Origin of the sequence: Propioniciclava sp., assembly GCF_029977985.1 — a bacterium.
GTDB lineage: Bacteria > Actinomycetota > Actinomycetes > Propionibacteriales > Propionibacteriaceae > Propioniciclava.
Genome location: NZ_JARKOT010000008.1, coordinates 24,342 through 45,766, shown reverse-complemented (window position 1 = coordinate 45,766; position 21,425 = coordinate 24,342). Strand labels below are relative to the sequence as shown.

20 protein-coding genes are annotated in these 21,425 nt (G+C 72.7%); 17 read left to right on the top strand and 3 right to left on the bottom strand.

Translation table 11 applies throughout. The features are described from left to right. Nucleotides 1-87 precede the first annotated feature (87 nt). From Q1K57_RS00770 to Q1K57_RS00750, 5 genes are all read left to right on the top strand, one after another. Nucleotides 88-795 (top strand): ATP-binding cassette domain-containing protein, encoded by a 708-nt coding sequence (locus Q1K57_RS00770; protein WP_300077766.1) that lies wholly within the window; start codon nt 88-90, stop codon nt 793-795. Between the two features lie 26 nt (nt 796-821). Further along, nucleotides 822-1,586: a hypothetical protein gene (locus Q1K57_RS00765; RefSeq protein ID WP_300077763.1), complete on the top strand. Its 765-nt coding sequence runs from the start codon at nt 822-824 to the stop codon at nt 1,584-1,586. 136 nt (nt 1,587-1,722) lie between these two features. Beyond that, the gene (locus Q1K57_RS00760) at nt 1,723-2,973 is read left to right on the top strand and encodes an erythromycin esterase family protein (protein ID WP_300077760.1); all 1,251 of its coding nucleotides are present in this window, start codon (nt 1,723-1,725) and stop codon (nt 2,971-2,973) included. A 103-nt stretch (nt 2,974-3,076) separates the two neighbouring features. Then, on the top strand, nt 3,077-6,235 hold the full coding sequence (locus Q1K57_RS00755; RefSeq protein WP_300077757.1) for a DEAD/DEAH box helicase: 3,159 nt from the start codon (nt 3,077-3,079) through the stop codon (nt 6,233-6,235). 73 nt (nt 6,236-6,308) lie between these two features. Further along, a complete protein-coding gene (locus Q1K57_RS00750; protein ID WP_300077754.1) occupies nt 6,309-7,289 on the top strand; it encodes a glycerophosphodiester phosphodiesterase family protein in 981 nt (326 codons plus the stop codon). 51 nt (nt 7,290-7,340) lie between these two features. Here the strand turns inward: Q1K57_RS00750 and Q1K57_RS00745 are convergent, their stop codons facing one another. Then, nucleotides 7,341-7,922 carry a protein-L-isoaspartate carboxylmethyltransferase gene (locus Q1K57_RS00745; protein ID WP_300077751.1) on the bottom strand — a complete coding sequence of 194 codons (582 nt, stop codon included), beginning with the start codon at nt 7,920-7,922 and terminating at the stop codon, nt 7,341-7,343. A gap of 171 nt (nt 7,923-8,093) precedes the next feature. Between Q1K57_RS00745 and Q1K57_RS00740 the strand changes: the two genes are divergently transcribed. The 3 genes from Q1K57_RS00740 to Q1K57_RS00730 are packed head-to-tail and all read left to right on the top strand — an operon-like array spanning nt 8,094 to nt 10,993. Continuing rightward, on the top strand, nt 8,094-9,284 hold the full coding sequence (locus tag Q1K57_RS00740; protein WP_300077748.1) for a cytochrome P450: 1,191 nt from the start codon (nt 8,094-8,096) through the stop codon (nt 9,282-9,284). Nucleotides 9,285-9,336: 52 nt separating this feature from the next. Next, entirely contained in the window at nt 9,337-9,909 is a 573-nt protein-coding gene (locus Q1K57_RS00735) for an RNA polymerase sigma factor (protein WP_300077745.1), read from the top strand. A gap of 1 nt (nt 9,910) precedes the next feature. Continuing rightward, a complete protein-coding gene (locus Q1K57_RS00730; protein ID WP_300077742.1) occupies nt 9,911-10,993 on the top strand; it encodes a hypothetical protein in 1,083 nt (360 codons plus the stop codon). Nucleotides 10,994-11,328: 335 nt separating this feature from the next. Here Q1K57_RS00730 and Q1K57_RS00725 read toward each other — a convergent pair whose 3' ends face one another. Next, complete coding sequence (locus Q1K57_RS00725) at nt 11,329-11,979, bottom strand: NUDIX domain-containing protein (RefSeq protein ID WP_300077740.1); 651 nt, start codon at nt 11,977-11,979, stop codon at nt 11,329-11,331. A gap of 202 nt (nt 11,980-12,181) precedes the next feature. On the opposite strand from Q1K57_RS00725, the gene Q1K57_RS00720 reads away from it, so the two are divergent. The 9 genes from Q1K57_RS00720 to Q1K57_RS00680 are packed head-to-tail and all read left to right on the top strand — an operon-like array spanning nt 12,182 to nt 20,555. Beyond that, nucleotides 12,182-12,817: an SAF domain-containing protein gene (locus Q1K57_RS00720; protein ID WP_300077737.1), complete on the top strand. Its 636-nt coding sequence runs from the start codon at nt 12,182-12,184 to the stop codon at nt 12,815-12,817. Continuing rightward, nucleotides 12,814-13,599, top strand: a complete 786-nt coding sequence (locus Q1K57_RS00715) for a hypothetical protein (RefSeq protein ID WP_300077734.1) — start codon at nt 12,814-12,816, stop codon at nt 13,597-13,599. The genes Q1K57_RS00720 and Q1K57_RS00715 overlap by 4 nt, the downstream gene beginning before the upstream one ends. Further along, entirely contained in the window at nt 13,596-15,014 is a 1,419-nt protein-coding gene (locus Q1K57_RS00710; protein ID WP_300077731.1) for a CpaF/VirB11 family protein, read from the top strand. Before Q1K57_RS00715 ends, Q1K57_RS00710 begins: the two co-directional genes overlap by 4 nt. Then, nucleotides 15,011-15,874: a type II secretion system F family protein gene (locus Q1K57_RS00705; protein ID WP_300077728.1), complete on the top strand. Its 864-nt coding sequence runs from the start codon at nt 15,011-15,013 to the stop codon at nt 15,872-15,874. The genes Q1K57_RS00710 and Q1K57_RS00705 overlap by 4 nt, the downstream gene beginning before the upstream one ends. Next, entirely contained in the window at nt 15,871-16,752 is an 882-nt protein-coding gene (locus Q1K57_RS00700; protein ID WP_300077725.1) for a hypothetical protein, read from the top strand. Before Q1K57_RS00705 ends, Q1K57_RS00700 begins: the two co-directional genes overlap by 4 nt. Before the next feature lie 28 nt (nt 16,753-16,780). Beyond that, nucleotides 16,781-16,975, top strand: coding sequence for a hypothetical protein (locus tag Q1K57_RS00695; RefSeq protein ID WP_300077722.1), 195 nt, complete (start codon nt 16,781-16,783; stop codon nt 16,973-16,975). A gap of 3 nt (nt 16,976-16,978) precedes the next feature. After that, nucleotides 16,979-17,350 carry a TadE/TadG family type IV pilus assembly protein gene (locus Q1K57_RS00690; RefSeq protein ID WP_300077719.1) on the top strand — a complete coding sequence of 124 codons (372 nt, stop codon included), beginning with the start codon at nt 16,979-16,981 and terminating at the stop codon, nt 17,348-17,350. Then, nucleotides 17,347-17,781, top strand: coding sequence for a TadE/TadG family type IV pilus assembly protein (locus tag Q1K57_RS00685; protein WP_300077717.1), 435 nt, complete (start codon nt 17,347-17,349; stop codon nt 17,779-17,781). Before Q1K57_RS00690 ends, Q1K57_RS00685 begins: the two co-directional genes overlap by 4 nt. Further along, the gene (locus Q1K57_RS00680) at nt 17,778-20,555 is read left to right on the top strand and encodes a LysM peptidoglycan-binding domain-containing protein (RefSeq protein ID WP_300077714.1); all 2,778 of its coding nucleotides are present in this window, start codon (nt 17,778-17,780) and stop codon (nt 20,553-20,555) included. The genes Q1K57_RS00685 and Q1K57_RS00680 overlap by 4 nt, the downstream gene beginning before the upstream one ends. Before the next feature lie 191 nt (nt 20,556-20,746). Here the strand turns inward: Q1K57_RS00680 and Q1K57_RS00675 are convergent, their stop codons facing one another. Then, nucleotides 20,747-21,421, bottom strand: coding sequence for an A24 family peptidase (locus Q1K57_RS00675; RefSeq protein ID WP_300077711.1), 675 nt, complete (start codon nt 21,419-21,421; stop codon nt 20,747-20,749). Nucleotides 21,422-21,425 lie beyond the last annotated feature (4 nt).

Below are 21,425 nucleotides of genomic sequence, written 5' to 3'. Positions count from 1 at the left end.
CGGCCGGGGTGGTGGCGTCCGATCGGATGCCTGGGCGCTGACCATCGCCCGATGTGCGAACCCGGGTGGCGGGCGTTGGCTGGAGCCATGATCGAGTTCACGAACGTCACGAAGCGCTTCGGGGCCACCGTCGCCCTTGACGACGTCAGCTTCCGCGTCGCGCCCGGCACCATTGTCGGGTTCCTCGGCCCGAACGGGGCGGGCAAGTCGACGGCCCTCCGTTTGCTGGTCGGGCTGGTACGGCCGGACGCCGGCGCCGCGACCCTCGCGGGGGTCCGGTACGGCGAACTACCCAACCCGGGGACGACCGTCGGCGTGCTGCTCGGCGCGGAGGGCTTCCACCCCGGCCGCACCGGCCGCGAGACCCTGCGCCTCGCGTGCCTCACGCTGGGCCTGCCCGGCGATCGCGTGGACGAAGTGCTCGGCGAGGTGGGGCTGAGCGCGGCGGAGGGGCGGCGCCGCGTCGGCGCCTACTCGCTCGGCATGCGGCAGCGGCTCGGGCTGGCGCACGCGTTGCTCGGCGACCCCGCGGCCCTCGTGCTCGACGAGCCCGCCAACGGCCTCGACCCGCAGGGGCAGCGCTGGCTCGCCGGCCTGCTGCGGGGGCGGGCCGAGCGCGGTTGCGCTGTGCTGCTCTCGAGCCACGCCCTCGCGGAGGTCGCCCGCCTGGCCGACCGGGCCGTCATGGTCGGTGCCGGCCGGGTGCTGGCCGATCGCCCTCTCGCCGGGGCGTCCACCGACGAGCTCGAGGACGAGTACTTCACCCTCACTGCCGGCGCCGACCGCGCCGCCTGAGCCTCACGATCGCGAAGGAGACTGCCATGACCACCACCCAGCTTCGTCCTACTGCTCGCTCGACCCGGCCGCTAGCGTTCGGTCGGACGTTCCTCACCGAACTGCGCAAGCTCGTCGACACGCGCGCCAGCTTGGCCGTCGTCATCGGTGCCGCCGCTGGTGTCGGCGTGTTCGCCGGCGGCCGCGCGTTCTTCCCCACCGCAGGCACCGACCTCGGTCACCTGGCCACCATGGCGCTGTGGCCGGGCGGCCTCGGCGTCATGGTCCTGGCCGTGCTCCTTGTCGCCGGTGAGTTCTCGACGGGGAGCGCTGCAGTGACGTTCACCCTCGAGCCGCGGCGCGGCCGTGTGCTGGCGGCGAAGGCTGCTGTGGTCGGAGTTCTGGTGGCAGCGGTCGGAGTGCTGGCCGTGCTGGCGGGGTCGCTCATGGTGGTCATCGCCCCGGCGCTGACCGGCCAGCACCTCGGGTGGGGTTTCGAGGCGACCCGCTTCGCGGCCGCGGTGGGCTCCACCCTCGTGCTCGGGCTGGCCGCCCTCGCGTGGGCCCTGCTCACCCGCAGCATCCCTGCACCGATCGTGTTGCTGCTCGTGTGGCCCACCTTGGCGATGCTGGTGGGCTCGGTCTCACCGGTGGCGGCGACGGTACTGGGCTATCTGAGCCTGGAGCCGATGTACGCGCTCGTCGAGGGCGACCCGGCGGGGCTCGTGAAGCTCGCCACCTCCGTGCTGGCCTGGATCGTCGCGCCGGGCGTGCTCGGTGTCCGGCGCCTGCTGCGCGCCGACCTCAGCTGACTCCTCCTGATCCCAGCACGCGACGAGCACTGAAGCGTCACGGGCGCCCTGCCGGCGCGGTCGCCTGCTGGATTCCGGTGTTCCTTCTGTTGCCTCTCCGTTTCCCGACTTGCACCTCGACCCAAGGAGTTCCGTCATGTCCCTGCCCCGACCTGCCCGCCGCCGGTGGCCGCGCGTCCTCGCCGCGATCGCCCTCGCGTTGGCCCTCGTCATCGCTGGGTTCGCCGTCTGGAGTGCCGTCGCCTCCGCACCGGCCGGCGAACCCCAGGCGGTCGAGTTCGCCGACGCCACGATCTCGGACGATCTCGCCTCGGCCACCGTCCTCGCCCTGGGCGAGGCGACCCACGGCACCGCCGAGTTCCAGCACGCGCGGCTCACGCTCCTGCAGAAGCTCGTCGACCGCGGCTTCACGACGATCGCCCTCGAGGATCCGGCCGGGACGTCGTCCGAGGTGGACGCCTGGCTCCAGGGCGGCAGCGGCACCGTCACCGACGCCGTAAGCGCGTTCGGCTATCGCCTTTATCGCACCCAGGAGACCGCGGACCTCTTGAGCTGGATTCGGGCGCACAACGAGGGTCGCCCCGAGGCCGAGCGCATCCGCCTCTACGGCATCGACATCCAGCGGCCGGACGCCGACAAGCGCATCGTCCTCGGCTGGCTCGCGACCCTCGACCCCGACGCCGCCGCTGGATTCACCAGCCAACTCGCCGGACTCACCGACGACTCGCGCCGTGACCGGGGGGTCGTCGACACCGCCCTGCCGCCCGCTCGGGCGCTGGCCGAGGCGGTCGAGGCCGCCGCCGAGGGCCGCGCCGACGACGCCAGCCTGCGCGCCCGGCTCTCGGCCCGTGCGCTCGTCGCCGGCCTGGAGGGGGCGTTGCCCGGCTCCGTGCCGAGCGATCGGGATGTGCGCATGGCCGATCTGCTCGCGCTCCTCGTGGCTGAGCGCTCGGCCGCGGGAGGTGCCCACACGCTTCTCTTCGGCCACAACGGTCACCTCGACAAGGCCGGACAGGCGACCGGTGTGCCGGGACCAAGCCTCGGCAGCCTCTCCGCCGAGCGTTGGGGCGGGGCCTACCGGGCGATCGGCACCGACGGCCACCACGTGGCGTTCGCCGACCAGGGCGAGACGTTCTCGGTGCGGGTCGACTCGCCGATCCGCGGGCTGTTCGCGGGCACCACGCAGGGTTACCTGGAATGGAGTGCCGCGTCGGAGCGCAACCGCGCCGTGCTCGACCGCGCCCTACCGATGGTGAGCACCGGAACCCCCTTCGCGCCGTGGCAGGCATGGGTGCCGTTCTTCCACTCCGTGACGGTGACCCCGGCACAGGCCTGGGACGCGACGATCTACGTCGAGGACGCCCACCCCAGCACGACGCTGCGGTGACCCAACAGGCGTGCTCGGCCGCGGCCGTCCACGGTGGGTTGTCCACAGGCGCCGGATCCCGCCACGCGTTTCGTCGGACGCGGGGGCTAGGCTCGCCGGTGCGATGAACACCTACCCCGACTGGGTCCTCGGACTCACCGATCTCGAGCTCGAACGGCGGTTCGGGCTCGACACGCTGCACCGCGGCCAGGTCTATGCGACGCAGGGGCGGGTGGGCAGCATCCGGCGTGCCGACCAGCTCGTGATGGCTCAGGTGCGCGGCAGCGGCTACCTCTCCTACCAGACGTCGGTTGTCTGTCAGGCCGGGCCGGCGTCGCTGGTGGCGACCTGCACGTGCCCCATCCGGCGCGACTGCAAGCACGCCGTGGCGCTCATCCTGCACATGCGGGCCGTCCAGCAGCGACGGGTGACGCCGGCGTGGCAGCAGGCTCTGGCGCCGCTCGTCGCGCAGGCGTCCGGGGGTCGCGGCGGCGTGCCGCTCGCGCTCCAGGTGAACGACAGCGGCTATGGCATCTCCCTGCGGCCGCTCCGGCAGGGCGCTCGCGGTGGGTGGGTCAAGACCGGCGCGACGTGGGACGATCTGCGCTACTTCGCAGCGCGCGATGTCGATCAGAGCCAGCGGGATCTCCTCCTCGAGCTCGTCGAGTCCCGCCGCCGCAACGACTTCGCCTACGGCCACCGCGCCGACGCCCTGCCCCTCGACGAGCTGCGGCCCGACAGTTGGGGCATCCTCGCGCGGTTGGACGCCGCTGGCATCCCGCTCGTCGCCGGTGACGGACGCCGAGGGTCCGGTCGCGATCCGCTGCTGGCGCTCGAACCGTTCGAGCCCGTTCTCGGGGTGGCCCGCGACGGCGACGCCGTCGCCGTCACCGCGATGGTGCAGGGCAACGCAGCCCTCGGCCCCCTGTCGGACGCCGCGTTCGTCGGGCGCCCCCCACACGGCATGGTCTGCCGGGCAGGCGATGGACGCCTCGTGCTCGGCCCCCTGAGCCGCCCGTTGACCCCGTCCGAGCATCAGCTGTTCCTGAACGGGGTGCTGCGCGTCCCCGGCGCCGATCTGCCCTTGTTCGCCACGGGTTTCCTGCCCCGGCTCCGGCGTCGGTTGACGGTCCAGGTGGATCCGGACCTCGACCTGCCCGAGGTGCTGCCACCGCTGCTCGTCTGCCGTGTCCGGTTCGGTGATCGGCGGGCGGCCGTCTCCTGGGCCTTCCGCTACACGGTGGGCGACCAGGCGCACGAGCTGCCGGCGACGGCGGCGTCCGACAACCCGATCCGGGACGCCGCGGCCGAGGCGGCCCTGGCGGCCTCCGTGCCGGAGGGTCCCTGGCGCACGGGGACCGGCCTGTACGAGGCGAGCCTCATCGGGCGCGGGCTGATCACGTTCACGAACGACGTGCTTCCGGGTTTGCGGGTGCGCGACGACGTGGTGGTCGAGACCGAGGGTGACGAGCCGACGTTCACCGAAGCCGAGGACGCTCCGCGGGTCGAGCTGCGCGTCACGGAGTCGGAGGTGGGGGACTGGTTCGACCTGGGCGTTCAGGTGTGGGTCGGCGACGAACTGGTGCCGTTCGTGGAGCTGTTCCGTGCTCTGGCCCGCGGCGAGGATCATCTGATCCTCGACACGGGCACGTGGTTCGACCTCGACCGGCCCGAGCTCGACCAGCTGCGGGAGATCATCGACGAGGCACGGGCGCTGGTCGATCACGACGAGGACGACGGCACGTTCCAGCTGCGTCCCGAGCATGCGGGCCTGTGGGGCGAGCTGGTCGAGCTGGGCGTGGTGGCCGAGCAGTCGGAGGCATGGCGGGCGGCGTCCGAGGCGCTGCTCGACATCGAGTCGCTGCCCGAGGCCGAGGTGCCTGCCGGGCTGCGTGCCGAGCTGCGCCCCTACCAGCTCACCGGTTTCCGCTGGCTGAGCCTGCTGTGGCGCACGCGGCTGGGCGGCATCCTGGCCGACGAGATGGGCCTCGGCAAGACGCTCCAGGCGCTGGCCCTGGCCCAGTCGGTGCACGAGGCCGGCGAACTGACGGCACCCCTGCTGGTGCTGGCGCCCACCTCGGTGATCGGCACGTGGGCGTCCGAGGCGGCGAAGTTCACGCCCGACCTTTCGGTGGTCGCGGTCACCGAGACCCGCAAACGGCGCGGCACCGAGTTGGCGGACGCCGTCGCCGGCGCCCACGTGGTGGTCACCTCGTACACGCTGTTGCGGCTGGAGGCGGACGCGTACGCCGGGCTGGGCTGGTCGGTGGTGTTGCTCGACGAGGCGCAGTTCGTGAAGAACCACGCGTCGCAGGCGTACAAGGCGGTCCGGCGGCTGCGGTCACGCGTCAAGGTGGCGCTCACCGGCACGCCGCTGGAGAACAACCTGATGGATCTGTGGTCGCTGCTGTCGATCACGGCGCCGGGGCTGTTCGTCGACCCGGGCGTGTTCGCGCTCGACTACCGCAAGCCCATCGAGGGCGGCGACTCCGACCGTTTGGCGCGACTGCACCGGCGCATCCGGCCGCTCATCCTGCGGCGCACGAAGGCGGCGGTGGCGGCCGAGTTGCCCGACAAGCAGGAACAGGTGGTGCCGATAGAACTGTCGGCACCCCACCGCAAGCTCTACGACCGGCACCTGGCGCGCGAGCGGCAGAAGGTGTTGGGGCTGGTCCACGAACTGTCGCGCAACCGGATCACCATCCTGCGCTCGCTCACCCTGCTGCGCCAGTTGGCGCTGGCGCCGTCGCTGGTCGACGGCGCGTATCCGGCGGGGTCGGCGAAGATCGACGCGCTCGTCGAGCGGCTCGGCGAGGTGATGTCGGAGGGGCACCGGGCGTTGGTGTTCAGCCAGTTCACCGGGTTCCTCGCCCTGGTGCGGCAGCGGCTGGACGCCGAGGGCATCGCCTATGAGTACCTCGACGGGCGGACGCGCGATCGCGCGGCGCGCATCGACGCGTTCCGGACGGGGAAAGCCCCGGTGTTCCTCATCTCGCTGAAGGCGGGTGGGTTCGGGCTCACGCTCACCGAGGCCGACTACGTGTTCATCCTCGACCCGTGGTGGAATCCGGCCGCCGAGGCGCAGGCGGTCGATCGCACGCACCGCATCGGTCAGGACAAGCCGGTGAACGTGTACCGGCTGGTGGCCTCCGACACGATCGAGGAGAAGGTCGTCGCGCTGCAGGACACCAAGCGGCACCTGTTCGACAGCGTCGTGGGGCGGGCGTCCGACATCGCCGCGCCCCTCAGTGCCGACGACATCCGGGGTTTGCTCGGCGACTGAGGATGACCCGCCTGGGGTCTTCGGCCGGCTTCGGACGAGAGGAGCGGATCAGTCCTCGGCTAGAGTCGCTCGGGTGCCCCGTCGTCGCCGCATCACCCTCGTCCTGATCGCCGCAGTGGCCGTCGTGGCGGGTGGGCTGTGGGCGAACAACACGTCGGCGTTCGACCGCGCAGTGCGGCCGCTCAAGGTGCTGGCCCATCGCGGCGTCACGCAGACCACGTCGGTCGACCTCGGCAACGACCGCTGCTTCGCCCGGAACATCGCCCCGCCCCGCCACGCGTTCGTGGAGAACACCCTCGCCTCGATGCGGGAGGCGGTGCGGCTCGGCGCGGACGGCATCGAGATCGACGTCCAGCCCACCACCGACGGTGAGTTCGTCGTCTTCCACGACTGGACCCTCGACTGCGCGACCGACGGCCACGGCGTCACGCGTGAGAACGACAGCGCCACCATCCGGGGCCTCGACCCCGCCTACTACTACACCGCCGACGGCGGTCAGACGTATCCCTTCCAGGGCCGCTGGGCCGGTCAGATCCCGCTGCTCAGCGAGGTGCTCGACGCCTTCGGCGACCAGCTCATCCTCATCAACGTCAAGAGCAACGATCCGGTGGAGGGCGAACGGCTCGCGGACTACCTCAGCGCGCGCGGCCAGGCCACGAGCCGCATCGCCGTCTACGGCGGCCCGGCGCCGGTCGAGCGCCTGCGTGCGCTCGTGCCGGCGGTCCGCTCGACGGGCAACAAGCACGCCAAGGACGACCTCATCTCCTACGAGCTCACCGGCTGGACCGGCGTCGTTCCGGACGCCCTGCGGGGCGGGCTCGTCGGCGTGCCGTTGGACCGGGCTCGCTGGGTGTGGGGCTGGCCCGGACGCTTCACCCAGCGCATGGCGGACGCCGACACCCTCGTCCTGCTCGTCGCGTCGGCCGATCGCACCCATCAGGGCTTCGACGATCCGGCCCTGCTCGCCGAGATCCCTGACGCCGCCAGCGGCTACGTCGTCACGAACGAGGTCGGTGCGGTCGTCGCAGAGATGGAACGGCTGGGGCGGCGATGAGGGCGAGCCCGGCCACGCCGTCGGGACACCGACGAGCAGCCCGAAGGGCCGCTAGCGCAGCGGGACGAAGCTGAACAGGTCCCCCGTCGGGGCGCGGCGCACGTGCCCGGACGCCGCCCGCTCCACCACGACCATCTGCTGGCGGACCGGCAGCACCATCCGGCCGCCGGGCGCGAGTTGGTCCTCGAGTTCGGCCGGCACAAGGCCCCCGTCGGCGCTGACCAGGATGCGGTCGTACGGTGCGGCGTCCGGCCAGCCGAGCACTCCGGGCGCCGCCTGCTCGATCCGCGCCCAGCCGAACCGGGCCCCGAGGTGCACCCGCCCCATGGCGACCAGTTCGGGGACGAGTTCGACGCCGACGACCGTGCCGGCTGTGCCGACGAGCCACGCGAGCAGTCCGGTCGTCCACCCCGACCCGGACCCGACGTCGAGCACGCGCTGACCAGGGCCGACGTCGAGCAGGCGCAGCATGTAGGCGACCGTCCACGGCTGTGAGTTGGTGGCGCCGTGCCCGATCGGCAGCGGCCGGTCGGCGGCGGCCCACGGGCGGACGTCGGGCGGCAGGAAGTCGACCCGCGGCACGGCGACGAACGCCTCCGCCACCTTGTCGCGCGGCTGGGACGGTCCGACCATGCCCCGATCGTAGGCCGCGCGGGCCGGTCAGCAGCGGCGGCTCCTGCCGATGCGCTCCTGCCAGTGCACGCTCGGCACTGTCACGGGAAGTCGACCCGTTCCAGCGTGACTGTGCAGACCGCAGTGTCCGGACCCGCAGACACGGCCGGCCCGACAGGGTTGAATGGAGCCATGACAAGCGCGTCAGACCGCATTTCCACGCGCCCCCACGAACAGCGCACGCCCCGCGTCGAGGAACGCGACGGTGTGTGGCTCATCCGGTCGGCGGAGGTGGCCCGGCAGGTCCTCCGCGCACGGGACGCCACGACCCAGGCCGGCTTCACTGCCGAATCGCTCACCGGCCGCATGAAGGACACGCCCATCCTCTTCATGGATGGCGAACCCCATCGCCAGCAGCGCGCGAAGGTGGCCCGCTACTTCGCTCCCAAGACCGTCGCCACGCGCTACCACGCCTTCATGGAGGCCCGGGCCGACGCGCTCATCGCCTCCATGGCGGACCAACCGACCAGCCGCCTCGACCGCGTGACCCTCCGCTACTCCGTCGAAGTCGCCTCGCAAGTCATCGGCCTCACCAACTCCGACATGGACAAGATGGCCGGCCGGCTGGAGAAGTTCTTCGACCAGCCGCCGTTCGACCTCACCCGGCCCGGCGTCGGCCGCTCCCGCTTCCAGGCCATCAGGGCGGCCATCGCCGGCAACCTCCCCATGCTCGCCTTCTACCTCGCCGACGTTCGCCCCGCCATCGTGGCCCGCCGCAAGGACCCCCAAGAAGACGTCATCACCCACCTCCTCGGCGAGGGGTACGCCGATTCCGGCATCCTCATCGAGTGCGTCACCTACGGCGCCGCCGGCATGGTCACCACGCGCGAGTTCATCTCCATGGCCACCCTCCACTTCCTCCGGACGCCGCCGCTGCGCGACCGCTACCTCACAGCCGGCGAGCCTGAACGCCTCGCCATCCTCGGCGAGATCCTCCGCCTCGAACCCGTGGTCGGCCACCTGTTCCGCCGAGCCCAAGCCGACCTCACCGTCACCGACGGCGACCAGACCCACACCATCCCCCAAGGCGCCCTCATCGATCTCGGCACCCGTCAGACCAACGCCGACGAGCGCATCGTGGGTGCCGAGCCCGAACGCATCTGCCCCGGCCGGGATCTGCCGAAGGGCTGGTCGGAGGAGGTCATGAGCTTCGGCGACGGACCCCACAAGTGCCCCGGCAACGCGCTCGCCCTGCGCGAGTCCGACGTGTTCCTCACCCGGCTGCTCGGCCACGACCTCGAACTGGTCACCGAACCCCACCTCGAATGGGACGAACTCATCGCCGGCTACGCTTTGCGCGGCTTCGAGATCGCCGTCCGCTGACCCGGCAGGGCAGGGTAGTGTAACGGCGGCGTCCCAACGGCGAAGAACAGGCATGAAGCAGTCACCCGCCCCCACCGCCTTCGGACGGGACCCGGATGCCTTCGAGGTGTTCTACCGGGCGCACGTCCGGGCCGTGGAGACGTTCATCGCCCGCCGCGTCGACGACCCCCACGTCGCCGCCGACCTGACCGCCGACGTGTTCGTCGCCGTCATCGAACGTAGCCACACCTACGATCCTCGCCTCGGCAACGAGGTGGCCTGGCTCTTCGGGATCGCCCGCAACGTCGTCGCCGACCGGCTCCGCAACCGGGCCCGCGAGTTGCGCGCCGTCAGTCGCATCCGCGGGCGGGCTCTCCTCGACGAAGACTCCCTCGCCCACATCGAGGCCCGCCTCGACGCCGAACGCGACGCCCGCCGCACCCTCACCGCGATGGCCTGTCTCGCCGAGACCGACCGCGCCATCCTCGAACTCGTCTCCGTCGACGGCCTTCCGCTCGCCGACGTCGCCGCCCTGCTCGGGGTGGAGCCTGGCACCGCGCGGGTCCGGCTCCACCGGGCCCGGCAGCGGCTGGCGTCCGTGCTGGCCGACGAAGACACCCTCACCCTCACCACCCAGGAGGCCTGACATGCCCACCGAACTCGATTCCTTCGAAACCAAGCTCCTCGCCGAACTGCGCTCCGAGATCGCGACTCGCGCCCCCCAACGCAGGTCCGGACGCCGCTGGCTCGCGGTCGCCGCCGCTGCCGCCGCCGTGGGGCTGACCAGCGCCGGCGTCCTGCTCACCACCAACGCGACTCCCGCGTACGCCCTCACGCCCCACGCGGACGGGTCGGTGACCGTCACCGTCAACCGGCTCGAGGGGGCCGACGCGCTCGAGGCCGCCCTCGCCCGCGAGGGAATCACCGCTGACGTCACCTACACCGAGCCGGGCACGATGTGCGCCCCCGGCCGGTACACCGAGGCGACGCCACCGGACAGCTGGATGCAGGTGGTCAGTGACCTGAACGGAAGCCAATCGATCACCGTGCCCGCGTCGGTCGCCGGGTCTGGCTTGACGCTCGTCCTCGAGTCGTCGTGGCAGGGCAGCGGTCAGCAGGAAACCTGGGTGCTGGGCGTGGGGTATGCCTCCGGTGCGGTCGGCACATGCGAGCAGCTGCCTGCCGAGCAGGTCATCGCCCAGCTGCCCAGGGAGGCGCCCGAGCCCACGATCACCCGCGACGACACCCCCACCTTCACCGGGCCGTGGGCCGACGAGTTCACGCGCACGTGGCAGGAGACCACCACCGAGAGGCAGCGCGCCATCCTCGCCGACGAGGCCGTCACCGACGCCGAGTACGCCGAACTCACCGACGCCTTCAGCGCCTGCATGGCCGGCAAGGGATACGACGTCGCCTGGAACGGCGCCACCGGCGGCTTCACCGCCACGTCGACCGACGGCACCGAGCCCGACAACCTCGGCGCGGTCGTGAACGCCTGCGAGCGCGAGACGAGCGGCATGGTCCCCGCTCTCGCGGACCAGATCAAGCGCAACCCGGACCATCTCGATGAATTCACCATCATGGCCGCGTGCCTGGTGCGTCTGGGGGCTGTCGACGCCGGTTACACCGCCGACGACTACGCCCACGACATGGCCTCCCCCGGCCGCACCGTGCTCTCCTCGGACGAGTTCGTCACCTGCAACGCCGACCCGCTGCACGCTCAGCCCTGATCCATCCGGGCCCTCCGGACCCGGACGCTGCCGGGACCAGGAGCGGGGTCGGATGCCTCGTTTCGCACTGTCACGCTTGAGCCGTCGGTTCAAGCGTGACAGTGCTGAGCGCGAGGCTAAGGAGCGCGAGGCTAAGGAGCGCGAGGCGAAGGACCGGGGATCGTCGGGGCCGGCCGAGAACAGTTCCCCGACATCTCCGTTTCAATCTGTCACGCTGGAACGGGTCGCTTCACCGTGACAGCGCGGAGCGCATGCTCTCGGGGTGGCACGGGCGCGGTGGCACGGGCGCGGCGGCCCGGGCGCGGTGGCACGGGCGCGGTGGCCCGGGCGCGGCGTCAGGCGACGGGCTCCTGCGCGACGGCGTCCTCGGCCCAGACCCAGAGCGCGCCGGGCCGGCCGCGTCCCAGCACGACCCGCTTGTGACCGACGTTCAGCCCGGGCACCGACTGGAGCCGCCGGTTGAGGTTGCCCCGATCGGGGTCGGAGCCCGACAGCGACCGCGTCATGGCCACCGCCGCCGAGACCGGGAACTCCGGGCCGGTCAGCGCCCGCGTGAACGCCAGATCGCGCCACAGCTTGTCGGTGAGCATCTGCCGCGTCGAGGTGACCATCTGGTTGTGGTCGAACGCCAGGGCGGGCACGTCGTCGAGTGGGTACCACGAGACGTCGGCGTGCGGCTCTGCGCCGTCGGCGACGGCCCACATCGCGACGCTCAGCGTGAAGCCGCGCGGGTCTCGCGACGGCTCGTCGAAGACGGTGAGCGGACCGAGGCCCCGGACGCCGACGCCCAGCTTCTCGTGGACGGCGCGCTGGGCGGCGTCGGCCAACCGTTCGCCCTCGAGGAGCGTGATGCCCGGCAGGGCCAGCTGGCCGATGTAGGGCTCGGTGGCGCGCGGGTACACCGCAAGCTCGACCTCGCGGTCGGTCGCGTTGTAGCGCAGCGTCAACACGTCGACGGAGACGTTCGAACTGGGTCGCCGTTCCACGTCAGTACATCCTTGAACTCGAGTCAGAAGGGTGCGGCCATCCTATAGCCGCTATTGGTTGATCCAACCAGAAGGGTTGCCCTGTGGATAGCGCACCTGGCCGAGACGCAGTTATCCACACCACATCGTGGACCGCTGGCGCATCGTCCGCGCTCGCGCCTACGGTGGGGTCTGTCCTACCCCAAGGATCCCCCGGAGAAGCATGACACCCCCCACTCCGGACGTTCGTCGTCCGCGCCTTCGTCTTCGCCGCAACCCGACGTGGTTGCTCGCCGGCGTCCTCGCCGTGTGCCTCGGCGGCCTCGCGTCCGCCTATCTCTTCATGAGCGCCGCCGCCTCCGAGCAGGTACTGCGCACCAACCGCACCATCTACCGCGGCGAGGTCGTCGCGGCCGCCGACCTGTCGGTCGTGTCGGTCGGCGGCGGCGCAGGACTCCGCACGATCCCCGCCGGCGACCTCGACTCGCTCATTGGCCAGGTGGCCCTCGTTGACCTGCCCGGCGGCTCGCTCGTCGTGTCGGACGCCGTGGGCGACGGCGGGCTTGCCGCAGGTGAGTCGCGGGTCGGCGTCCGGTTGGAGGCCGGTCGCTACCCGACCGGGCTCCTGCCCGGCACCGCGGTCCTCGTCGTGGCGCTACCCGCCGACGGGCTCGCCACCGATGCGGCAGCCCTCCTTCCCGCCAGCGTGCCGGCGACGCTCGTCGCTGCCCCGGCGGCGCAACCCGACGGCTCGGTGGTCGTCGATCTCACCCTCGCCGCCGACCAGGCCGAAGCCGTCAGCCGGCTCGCGGCCGCGGGCCGGGTGACCCTCGTCGAGCAGCAGGAGGCGGGCCGATGAGCGTCCTCGTCCTGACCGGGGCCTCGGGTGCCCCTGGCGTCACCGCGACAGCCCTGGGGTTGGCGCTCGCGTGGCCGCGTGATGTCGTCCTCGTGGACGCCGACCGCGCCGCCCCGCACACGGTTCTGGCCGGCTACCTGAGCGGCGTGGCCCCGCAGGGCCTCGGCGTGCAGGGGTTGCTGCAGGCCCACCGCGAGCGGCGGCCGCTCGATGCCGCCCTGGCCGCGAACACCGTGGACCTGCCCGGCGCTCCCCACCCCAAGGGCGAGCCGGACGCCGCCGGTCGCCGCTTCGTGCCCGGCTTCTCACACCTCGGCTCGGTGCCCTTGTTCGACGGGGTCTGGACGCCGCTGCTCGACTCGGTTCGCGGCGCCGCCCACGATCTCGTCGTGGACGCGGGAAGGCCCGGTCACACCGGACTGCCGGCCGACCTGCTCGCGGGCGCGGACGCCGTCGGCCTCGTCTGCCGCACCTCGCTCGTGTCGCTGGCCGGGCTGCGGCTGCACCTCGCCCGGCTGCTCGAGGCGGCTCCGCTGGGGCGGGTCGGCCTCGTCCTCGTCGGACCGGGCCGACCGTACGCGGCGAAGGAGGTCGCCGAGCAGTTCGGCGTCGACGTGCTGGCCGAGGTCGCGTGGGAGCCGCGGTCGGCGTCCGACCTGGTGGAAGCCGGGTCGCTGCCGGCGAACTGGTCGCGGCAGGCGCTGGCCCGCTCGTACGCCCGCGCCGCGGCCGCGTTGCGCGGCCGCATGACCGCCGGGCTCGACCTCGAGGGGGCCGCATGACGGCCACCGAGATGCGGCGGCTCGCCGACGTGCCCCTGCTCCAAGGCACCGAGTTCGCCCTGAGCGCCCCCGAACTGAGGCGGGCGGCGGCGTCCGTGCCGCACGAGGAGGCGATCGACTGGGGCCTGGTCGTGGTGCTGCGGCGCAAAGCGTCGGAGGAGATCACCCGCGAGGCCGAGTTGCACGCCCAGACGCACGGAACGGCCTTGTCGGAGGCCGATCGGCGGTTGCTCGGCCGGGCGATCACCCGGCGTGTCGTGCGCCACCACGCGGATGCGCAGAGCCAGCTCGGGCAGCTGTGGCCGCTGGAGAAGGAGCAGCGGTACGCGGCGGCGCTCGAGGATGCCATCTTCGGCTACGGCCGCCTGCAACCGCTGTTCGAGCTCGCGGACGCCGAGAACATCGAGATCCACGGTTGCGACTCGGTGATGGTGCAATACGGCGACGGGCACCGCGTCGAACATGCGCCCGTGGCCGACTCCGATGAGGAGTTGGTGGAGGCGATCCGGTTCCTGGGCGAGTCGGTGAACCCGCCGCGTCCGTTCGACGACGCGCACCCCACGATGACGCTCGCGCTGGGCAACTCCCACCGCCTGCACGCCATCGGGTTCGGGCTGAGCTACCGGCCGAGTGTGACGATCCGCCAGCACATCCTGACCGCCGTCGACCTGCCCGAACTCGTCGACCGCGGCATGCTGCCGGACGACGTGGGGCGCCTCCTGCACGCGGCGATCATGGCCCGGAAGTCCATTGTGATCGCGGGCGACCAAGGCGCTGGCAAGACCACCTTGCTGCGGGCCCTCATCGCGTCGATCCCCGGCAACGAGCGGTTCGGCACGCTGGAGACCGACTACGAACTCCTCACGCACCTGCAACCCACTCGCCGCAACATGCTCGCCCTTCAGGCCCGCGTCGGTCTCGGCGAGATCGCCGACGGGCGCAACGTGGGCGAGTTCACCGTCGCCGACCTGATCCCGGAAGCGCTGCGCCAGAACCTGTCGCGGCTCGTCGTGGGCGAGGTCCGCGGCGTCGAAGCCGGCGCCATGTTCGAAGCGATGCAAGCGGGCGCCGGAACGCTCAGTACGACCCACTCGCACTCCGCGGCGTCCACCATGGACCGACTCGCCGCGCGCGTCGCGCAGGGCGGCGTCCTGACCGTCGACGAGGCCTACCGCCAGATCGCCCACCACATCCACCTGCTCGTTCACGTCCAGTTGACCGACGACACGTGGCGCGGCGGTGTCCGGACGCGGTACGTCTCGGAGGTGCGGGCGCTCACGGGTGCCGTGGAGGGCAATCGGCCCGTCACGCACCTCGTGTACAGCGGCGGTCCGGATCGCTCGCCGGTGTTCCAGCCCGAGGCGGCCATGATGACCGAACTGGCACCCTTCCTCGCCGACTGGCGGGCCCGATGAGCACCCTCGCCGCCGCGCTGGCGGCCATGGTGACCGTCGCGGGCGCGGTGCTCGTCGCCGCGTGGTCCGCCGGCGTCCTCGGCGAGAACCGGAGTGCACAGCAATCCACAGGTCTGTGGAAAAAGGCTGTGGAAAAGTGCCGCCACGTCGCTCCGCGCACCGCGGCGTGGTTCGCTGGCGGGGTGGTCCTCGGCACCGGTGTCGCCCTGTGGACCGGCTGGCCCCTCATGCTAGTGGTCATCCCGGTCGCGGTCATCGGCCTGCCCAGCCTGCTGTCGGCGCCCCGGCAGATCGAGATCGAGCTGCTCGGCGCCCTCGACCGCTGGGTGCGCGGCATGACCGCCACCCTCGCGACCGGCAAGTCCATCACGGACGCCCTCCGTCACTCCGCCCGCCAGCCGCCCGCCGAACTGGCCGAACCGCTCGTCCTCCTGGTCCGCCGGCTCGACGACCGCTGGACGCCCACCGACGCCCTCGCCGCCTTCGCCGACGAACTAGGGAACGCGGACGCCGACGCCGTCGTCGCCAGCCTTATCCTCGCCGTGCGCCGCGGCGGCAGCGGCGCCATCGTCTCCCTCTCGGCGCTCGCCGACTCCATCCAGGAACGCCTGCGCGCCCTGCGCGAGATCGAGGCCGAACGAGCCAAGCCGCGCGCGGTCGTGCGGCAGGTCACGGCGATCACACTGGTCGTGCTCGCGGGTGCGATGGTGTTCGGCCGCGGCTTCTTCGCGCCCTACGGGACGCCGCTGGGCCAGGTCCTGCTGGCCGTGCTGCTGGTGCTGTACGTCGGGTCGCTTGCCATGCTGCGCCGGATGACCCTGCCCCGGCACCGCGAACGGATCCTGAGGGCCCGCGCATGAACGCCCTCGCCCTCGTCACCCCCGGCATGCTGCTCGCGTTCGGGGCCGTCCTCCTCGTCGCCGCGTTCCGGCCCCAGCACGCCCGCCTCGCCGACGCGCTCGGCGTCCTCGGCGACACCCTGCCCGCCGACGAGGCCGAGGAGGCGGCGTCCGGTCTCGACCGACTGGGCCGCTGGTGGCTCGACCGGCGCCCGTGGACCGTGCCGCCCGCCCTCGACCGGCAGCTCCAGCTGCGCGGCCGCACGCTGCGCCGCCACGCCGGCATCAAGCTCGCGGGCGCCCTCGCTGGGCTCCTGCTGCCCCTGCTGATCGGCGTCGCCCTGTGGGCGTTGACCGGCGCCGCCCCGATCCTGCCTCTGCTCGTCAGCCTCGTGCTGGCCGTGGTGGGGTTCGTCCTCCCCGACGTGCTGCTGCGCGCCGAGGGGCGCACCACCAGCGAGGACGCCACCGAGGCGCTGCTGGTGTACTTCGACCTCGTCACCCTCGAACGCCTCGCCAACCAGTCGGCCACGCAGGCGTTGCACGCGGCGGCGTCCCTGTCGGACGTCGCGATCTTCGCGACGATCCGGTCGGCGCTGGACCGCGCCCGGCTGGAACAGAAGATGCCCTACGGCGAGCTGCGCGACGTCGGCCGGCAGCTCGAACTGCCCGCCCTCGTCGACCTGGCCGACGTGATGCGCCTGGACGAATCCGGGGCGTCGCTGTCGGGCACCCTCCGCGCCCGCGTCAAGGAGCTCCGCGACGCCCACCTGACCACCATGAAGGTGCACGCCTCGGCCGAATCCGAGCGGATGACCCTCTTCATGGTTGTGCCGAGCCTCGTGTTCGGCCTGTTCTTCCTCGTACCTCCGTTGCTCACTCTCATGACCAACGGCTGACCCATCCCCCACCGAAAGGAACACCCCCATGCTGCTCCTCCACCGCATCCTCGGCACCCTCCTGCTCGGCACCCTGCTGCCCGGCACGCGCGACCGCGACGAACGCGGTCTCAGCCAGTCGACCGAGCAGGCCATCCTGCTCGCCGGCGTGGTCACCATCGCGCTGGGCATCGTCGCGCTGGTCGGCTCGTTCGTCACCACCCAGCTCGCCGGTCTGGGCTGAGCCATGCGTCGCCGCGACGAGCGCGGCCTGTCGGATTCGGTCCAGTGGGCCGTCCTCACGCCGCTGCTCCTGCTCACCGTGCTCGGCCTCATCCAGGGTGGCATCTGGTTCCACGGCCGCGACGTCGCCGCCCACGCGGCCATCGCCGCCGCCGAGGAGGGGGCGCTGTTCGGCGCGAGCGAGGCGTCCGCGCGCGCCGTCGCGACCCGCATCACCGAAGCGGGCGGCCTCGCCGACGTCACCATCGAGATGAGCCGCGGCGCCGAGCGCGTGCGCGTCGTCGTCTCCGGACGGATGCCGACCTTCGTCGATCTCGGCCAGACCCGCGTCAGGGAGCAGGCCACCCGGCCGGTCGAGCAGGTGACGGTCCCGTGAGGGGGCTGACCCGCGGCGAACGCGGCGCGGCGACGGTCGAGTTCGTCATCCTGCTGCCGCTGTTAGTCCTCATCCTCGGCGTCGTCCTGGCCGGCGGACGCCTCGCCTACGCCCGCACGACGGTGCAGCAGCTGGCCGACTCGGGCGCGCGGGCCGCCTCGCTCACCCGCGACGCCGGCACCGCGCAGGCGGCGGCCGCCGAGGTCATCGCGAGCGACGCCGCCAACGCTCGCCTCACGTGCGCCGGCGGCGTCCGCCACACGGTGGACGCCTCGGGCTTCGCCGCAGCGCTCGGCACCGGAGCGGAGGTGGACGTCCACGTCGACTGCACCGTCACCCTCGCCGACCTGCTCGTCCCCGGCCTGCCGGGGGAGTGGGCTGTCGAAGGCTCTGCCACCTCGGCGATCGACCGGTATCGGGGCCGGCGATGATGCGCCGCGCCGCCGCGCTGGCCGCCCTGGTCGGGCTGCTCGCCGGCCCGCCGTGGCTGCTGCTCGCCCTCGGCTTCCGCGACTGGGCCGAGCTCAGCCTCCTCGGCGCCACCGACGTGCGGCTCCTGTTGGCCCTGCTCACCGCCGTCGGCTGGTTCGCGTGGGTCGCATGGGTGGTGGCGCTCACCGCCGAGGCAGCCCACTTCGTCACCGGACGCCGCCGGCTCGCCCTGCCCGGGCTCACCTGGCCGCGCGCCCTCGCCGGCGCGCTGCTCGCGGCTGCGCTCACCGCCCAGCTCACTCCGGTAGCGGGAGCGGTGGCCGCACCCGCGGCGTCCGCCCCGCGGGCACCTCACCCAGTCGTCGAGGACGCCACGGGCGCCGGCGCGGACGGCGCAGCACCGGAAGTGGAGTCGGCGGCTGCGGGGCGGCACGTCACTCATCGGGTGCAGCTCGGCGACGACCTGTGGAGCCTCGCCGAGCGCTACTACGGCTCGGGTGACCAGTGGCGGAAGATCGTCGAGGCGAACCCACAGCTCGCGGACGATCCGCTCGCCGACCTCACGCCCGGCACGAGTCTCGTCGTCCCCGACCCGGTCACGCACGTCACCGTGCGCGCCGGCGACTCGCTGAGCCGGATCGCAGGCGCCCACCTGGGCGACCCCGATCGCTGGCCCGAGATCTTCGCGCTCAACCGCGACCGCATCGTCGACCCCGACCTCATCGACGTGGGCTGGACCTTGCGCGTCCCCATGCTCGCAGCCGAAGCGACCGCCCCCGATGGTGCGCCACCGGCGAGCGAACCTGGGCCCGACGCGCCGAGCATCGGTCCGGGAGAGACCGGCCACGCCCCGCCGCCGCGTATCGACGCCGAGGCGCCCGACCACGCCGACGGGCGCCACCCGGACGAAGCCGCACCGGCGGCGCCACAATCCGTTGCCGAAGGCGACCTCGACGATCGCGCCCTCCTGTCCCTGGTCGGCGGCCTGACGAGCCTGACGGCGGCCGCCGTGCTGGGTGGGCTGTCGGTGCGGCGCTACCTGCAAGCGCAGGCGCGACCGGTGGGCCGCCGGTATGCGACGCCGGAGGGCGAACTCGCGCGGTTCGAGGCGGCGCTGGGTGCCGTCCGCGCCGCCCACGAACCCGACCGCGAAGACCTCCTCGAGTGTGCCCTGCGGCGCCTGAGCGCCCATTGGCACGCACGCAGCACCCCGGTCCCGGCGCTGGCCGAGGCCGTCGTCGGCGACCACGATCTGGAGTTCGCCTTCGCCACCGACCCGGGAGAGCCGCCCGTGGGGTTCCAGCAGGTCGGCGACCGGTACGCCATCACCTGGGGGCGCCTGCGCGACCTGGGCGACGCGACCGCCCCCGTCGCCTACCCGGCGCTCGTCACGCTCGGTGAGGACTCCGCCGGTCATCTGGTCATGGTCGACGTGCTGGCCTCCGGCCTGCTCGGCGTGCGCGACAGCGACGGCACGCGCGCCGGCGACACCCTCTCGGCGATGCTCGTCGAGCTCGCCTGCGCCCCGTGGGCCGACGAACTGCGGTTGCTGGTGGTCACGCCCGACGAGACGTTCGCGTCGATCGCCGGGGCGCACCGCGTGCGCACCACCCCGGACGCCGACGCCGCTCTCCACGAGGTGGAACGCATCACCCGTCTGCGCCGCCGCGCGCTCGGGGAGGAGGACGCGGCGTCCCTGCGCCTCGACCCCGACCGCTCCGACGCCTGGGCCGCCCACGTCGTCCTGTTCGAGACCCCGCCCACCCCCGCCCAGCGCCGCCGGCTGGCAGAGGCCATCGAACAGACGCCGTGCGGCGTGGCCGCCATCCTGCCCGTCGATGCCGATGCGGGCGACGCCACCTGGCAACTCACCGAAGACCGCGCGTTGGTTCCCCAGGCCATTCCGGTGGCCACCCGCGAGGCGATCAGCGGCCTGTACGCCCTCGCTGAGACGACGCTCACCGTGCCCGCCCCGTGGTGGTCCGACGACGAGCCGGAGGATCCCGTGAACATCATCGAACTGCGCCCACGCGTGCCGGAGACCGGCGAACCCCGCCTGCTGTTGCTCGGCCCGATCGAGTTGGCGGGGGCCGCCGGCCAGGAACCGAACCGCGGCAAGCGGCAGTGCGTCGAGTACTGCGCCTGGCTGCTCGAGCACCCGGCGTCCACGGCCACGCAGATGGCCGCCGACCTGTTCGTCACCGACGGCACCCGTCGCTCCAACCTGAGCCGCCTGCGGGCGTGGCTCGGGGCCGCGCCCGATGGCAGCCCGTACCTGCCGGAGGCCTACTCCGGGCGCATGACGCTGCACCGCGGCGTCACGTCCGACTGGCACGATCTGCTGACCCTGACTACCGGCGGCATCAACCGCCTGTCGCTGGAGCGCGTGCGCGTGGCGCTCGGCCTGGTGCGCGGCGCCCCGCTGGCGGACGCCGCGCCGGGTGCGTGGGGATGGGCCGAGCCGATGCGCTCCGACATGGTGGCGCTCATCCGCGACTTGGGCGTGCTCGGTTCCCGGCTCGCCCGCGAGCGTCGCGATCTGGACACGTCCAGCTGGTGCGCCCACCGTGCCCTCGCGGCGGCGCCGGACGATGAGTTGCTCCTCGGCGAGCGGATCCGGACTGAGCGGGCCGCGGGCCGCCTGGACGAGGTCGAGCGGTTGGTGGGACGCCTCCACCGTCAGGCGCGCATCCTCGGGCTCGACCTCCTGCCCGAGACCGTCGACTTGATCCAGGAGTGCCTGGAGGGACGCCTGCGCGCCCGTCAGGCCTGAGGTGCCGACGCGCCCCCCGGCCGCGCCTCGCTGCACGCGCCCCGCGGCACGCAAGCGCGAGCTCGGGGAGGCGAGCTGCGCTGCCGGCCGCCAGCACGGCTCGAGGGGGAGTGCTCCCCATCGCCGGCTTGGCAGAACACCGTTAGCGTCGAAGGGCGTTCGGGGAGGTGAAGCGAATGTCGAAGACAGGATCAGAGGAGGCGTGCGGCGTCCAGCAGAAGGGCCACGGCGGTGCCCAGGACGAGGGGCGGGCCGAAGGGCATGTGTGCCGTGCGCGAGCGGCCCGCCAGCAGCAGCGCCACGGCCACGGCGGCCCCGGTGGCGAGCGTGGCGATCAGCGCCGTCACCAAGAGCCACGGCCAGCCGAACACACCCAGCACCCAACCCGACACGACGGCGAGCTTCACGTCGCCCAGCCCCAGGCTCCCCACGACGGCGAGAAGCAGGAACAGCGCCCCGTAGGCCAGCGCGCCCAGAGCGCCCCCCGACAACAGCCACCCGTTGCCGCCCAGCGCGGCGACGACCACGGAGGCCAGCGCCACGACGAGCGCCCACGGCACGGTCACGCGATCGGGGATGCGGTGCACGTCGAGGTCGGTCCAGCACACGAGGACGCCGCCCGCCAGATAGGCGCCGACGACCAGCCACCCCCACCCGGGGACGAAGCCGGACGTCGCCCCCGCAATTCCGCAGACCGAGGCGAGCAGCAGGGGTGCCATCGCCGCCGCCCGGCCGTCTCGCGACCCCAGCAGCGCCCGATCATCGTCGCGACGATAGGTTCCGCGGCGCAGCCACCACCAGGCGGGCCATGCCGCCAGGACGCCCAGCAGGGCGCCGGCGAGCACAGGCATCAAGGCGGTGGGCACGCCC

Excerpts from the sequence above, each read along its gene's own strand:
- Q1K57_RS00765 (WP_300077763.1), top strand. The coding sequence starts at position 822 with ATGACCACCACCCAGCTTCGTCCTACTGCTCGCTCGACCCGGCCGCTA.
- Q1K57_RS00730 (WP_300077742.1), top strand. The coding sequence starts at position 9,911 with ATGCCCACCGAACTCGATTCCTTCGAAACCAAGCTCCTCGCCGAACTG.
- Q1K57_RS00760 (WP_300077760.1), top strand. The coding sequence starts at position 1,723 with ATGTCCCTGCCCCGACCTGCCCGCCGCCGGTGGCCGCGCGTCCTCGCC.
- Q1K57_RS00745 (WP_300077751.1), bottom strand. The coding sequence starts at position 7,922 with ATGGTCGGACCGTCCCAGCCGCGCGACAAGGTGGCGGAGGCGTTCGTC.
- Q1K57_RS00755 (WP_300077757.1), top strand. The coding sequence starts at position 3,077 with ATGAACACCTACCCCGACTGGGTCCTCGGACTCACCGATCTCGAGCTC.
- Q1K57_RS00715 (WP_300077734.1), top strand. The coding sequence starts at position 12,814 with ATGAGCGTCCTCGTCCTGACCGGGGCCTCGGGTGCCCCTGGCGTCACC.
- Q1K57_RS00705 (WP_300077728.1), top strand. The coding sequence starts at position 15,011 with ATGAGCACCCTCGCCGCCGCGCTGGCGGCCATGGTGACCGTCGCGGGC.
- Q1K57_RS00740 (WP_300077748.1), top strand. The coding sequence starts at position 8,094 with ATGACAAGCGCGTCAGACCGCATTTCCACGCGCCCCCACGAACAGCGC.
- Q1K57_RS00695 (WP_300077722.1), top strand. The coding sequence starts at position 16,781 with ATGCTGCTCCTCCACCGCATCCTCGGCACCCTCCTGCTCGGCACCCTG.
- Q1K57_RS00735 (WP_300077745.1), top strand. The coding sequence starts at position 9,337 with ATGAAGCAGTCACCCGCCCCCACCGCCTTCGGACGGGACCCGGATGCC.
- Q1K57_RS00710 (WP_300077731.1), top strand. The coding sequence starts at position 13,596 with ATGACGGCCACCGAGATGCGGCGGCTCGCCGACGTGCCCCTGCTCCAA.
- Q1K57_RS00770 (WP_300077766.1), top strand. The coding sequence starts at position 88 with ATGATCGAGTTCACGAACGTCACGAAGCGCTTCGGGGCCACCGTCGCC.
- Q1K57_RS00720 (WP_300077737.1), top strand. The coding sequence starts at position 12,182 with ATGACACCCCCCACTCCGGACGTTCGTCGTCCGCGCCTTCGTCTTCGC.
- Q1K57_RS00700 (WP_300077725.1), top strand. The coding sequence starts at position 15,871 with ATGAACGCCCTCGCCCTCGTCACCCCCGGCATGCTGCTCGCGTTCGGG.
- Q1K57_RS00690 (WP_300077719.1), top strand. The coding sequence starts at position 16,979 with ATGCGTCGCCGCGACGAGCGCGGCCTGTCGGATTCGGTCCAGTGGGCC.
- Q1K57_RS00680 (WP_300077714.1), top strand. The coding sequence starts at position 17,778 with ATGATGCGCCGCGCCGCCGCGCTGGCCGCCCTGGTCGGGCTGCTCGCC.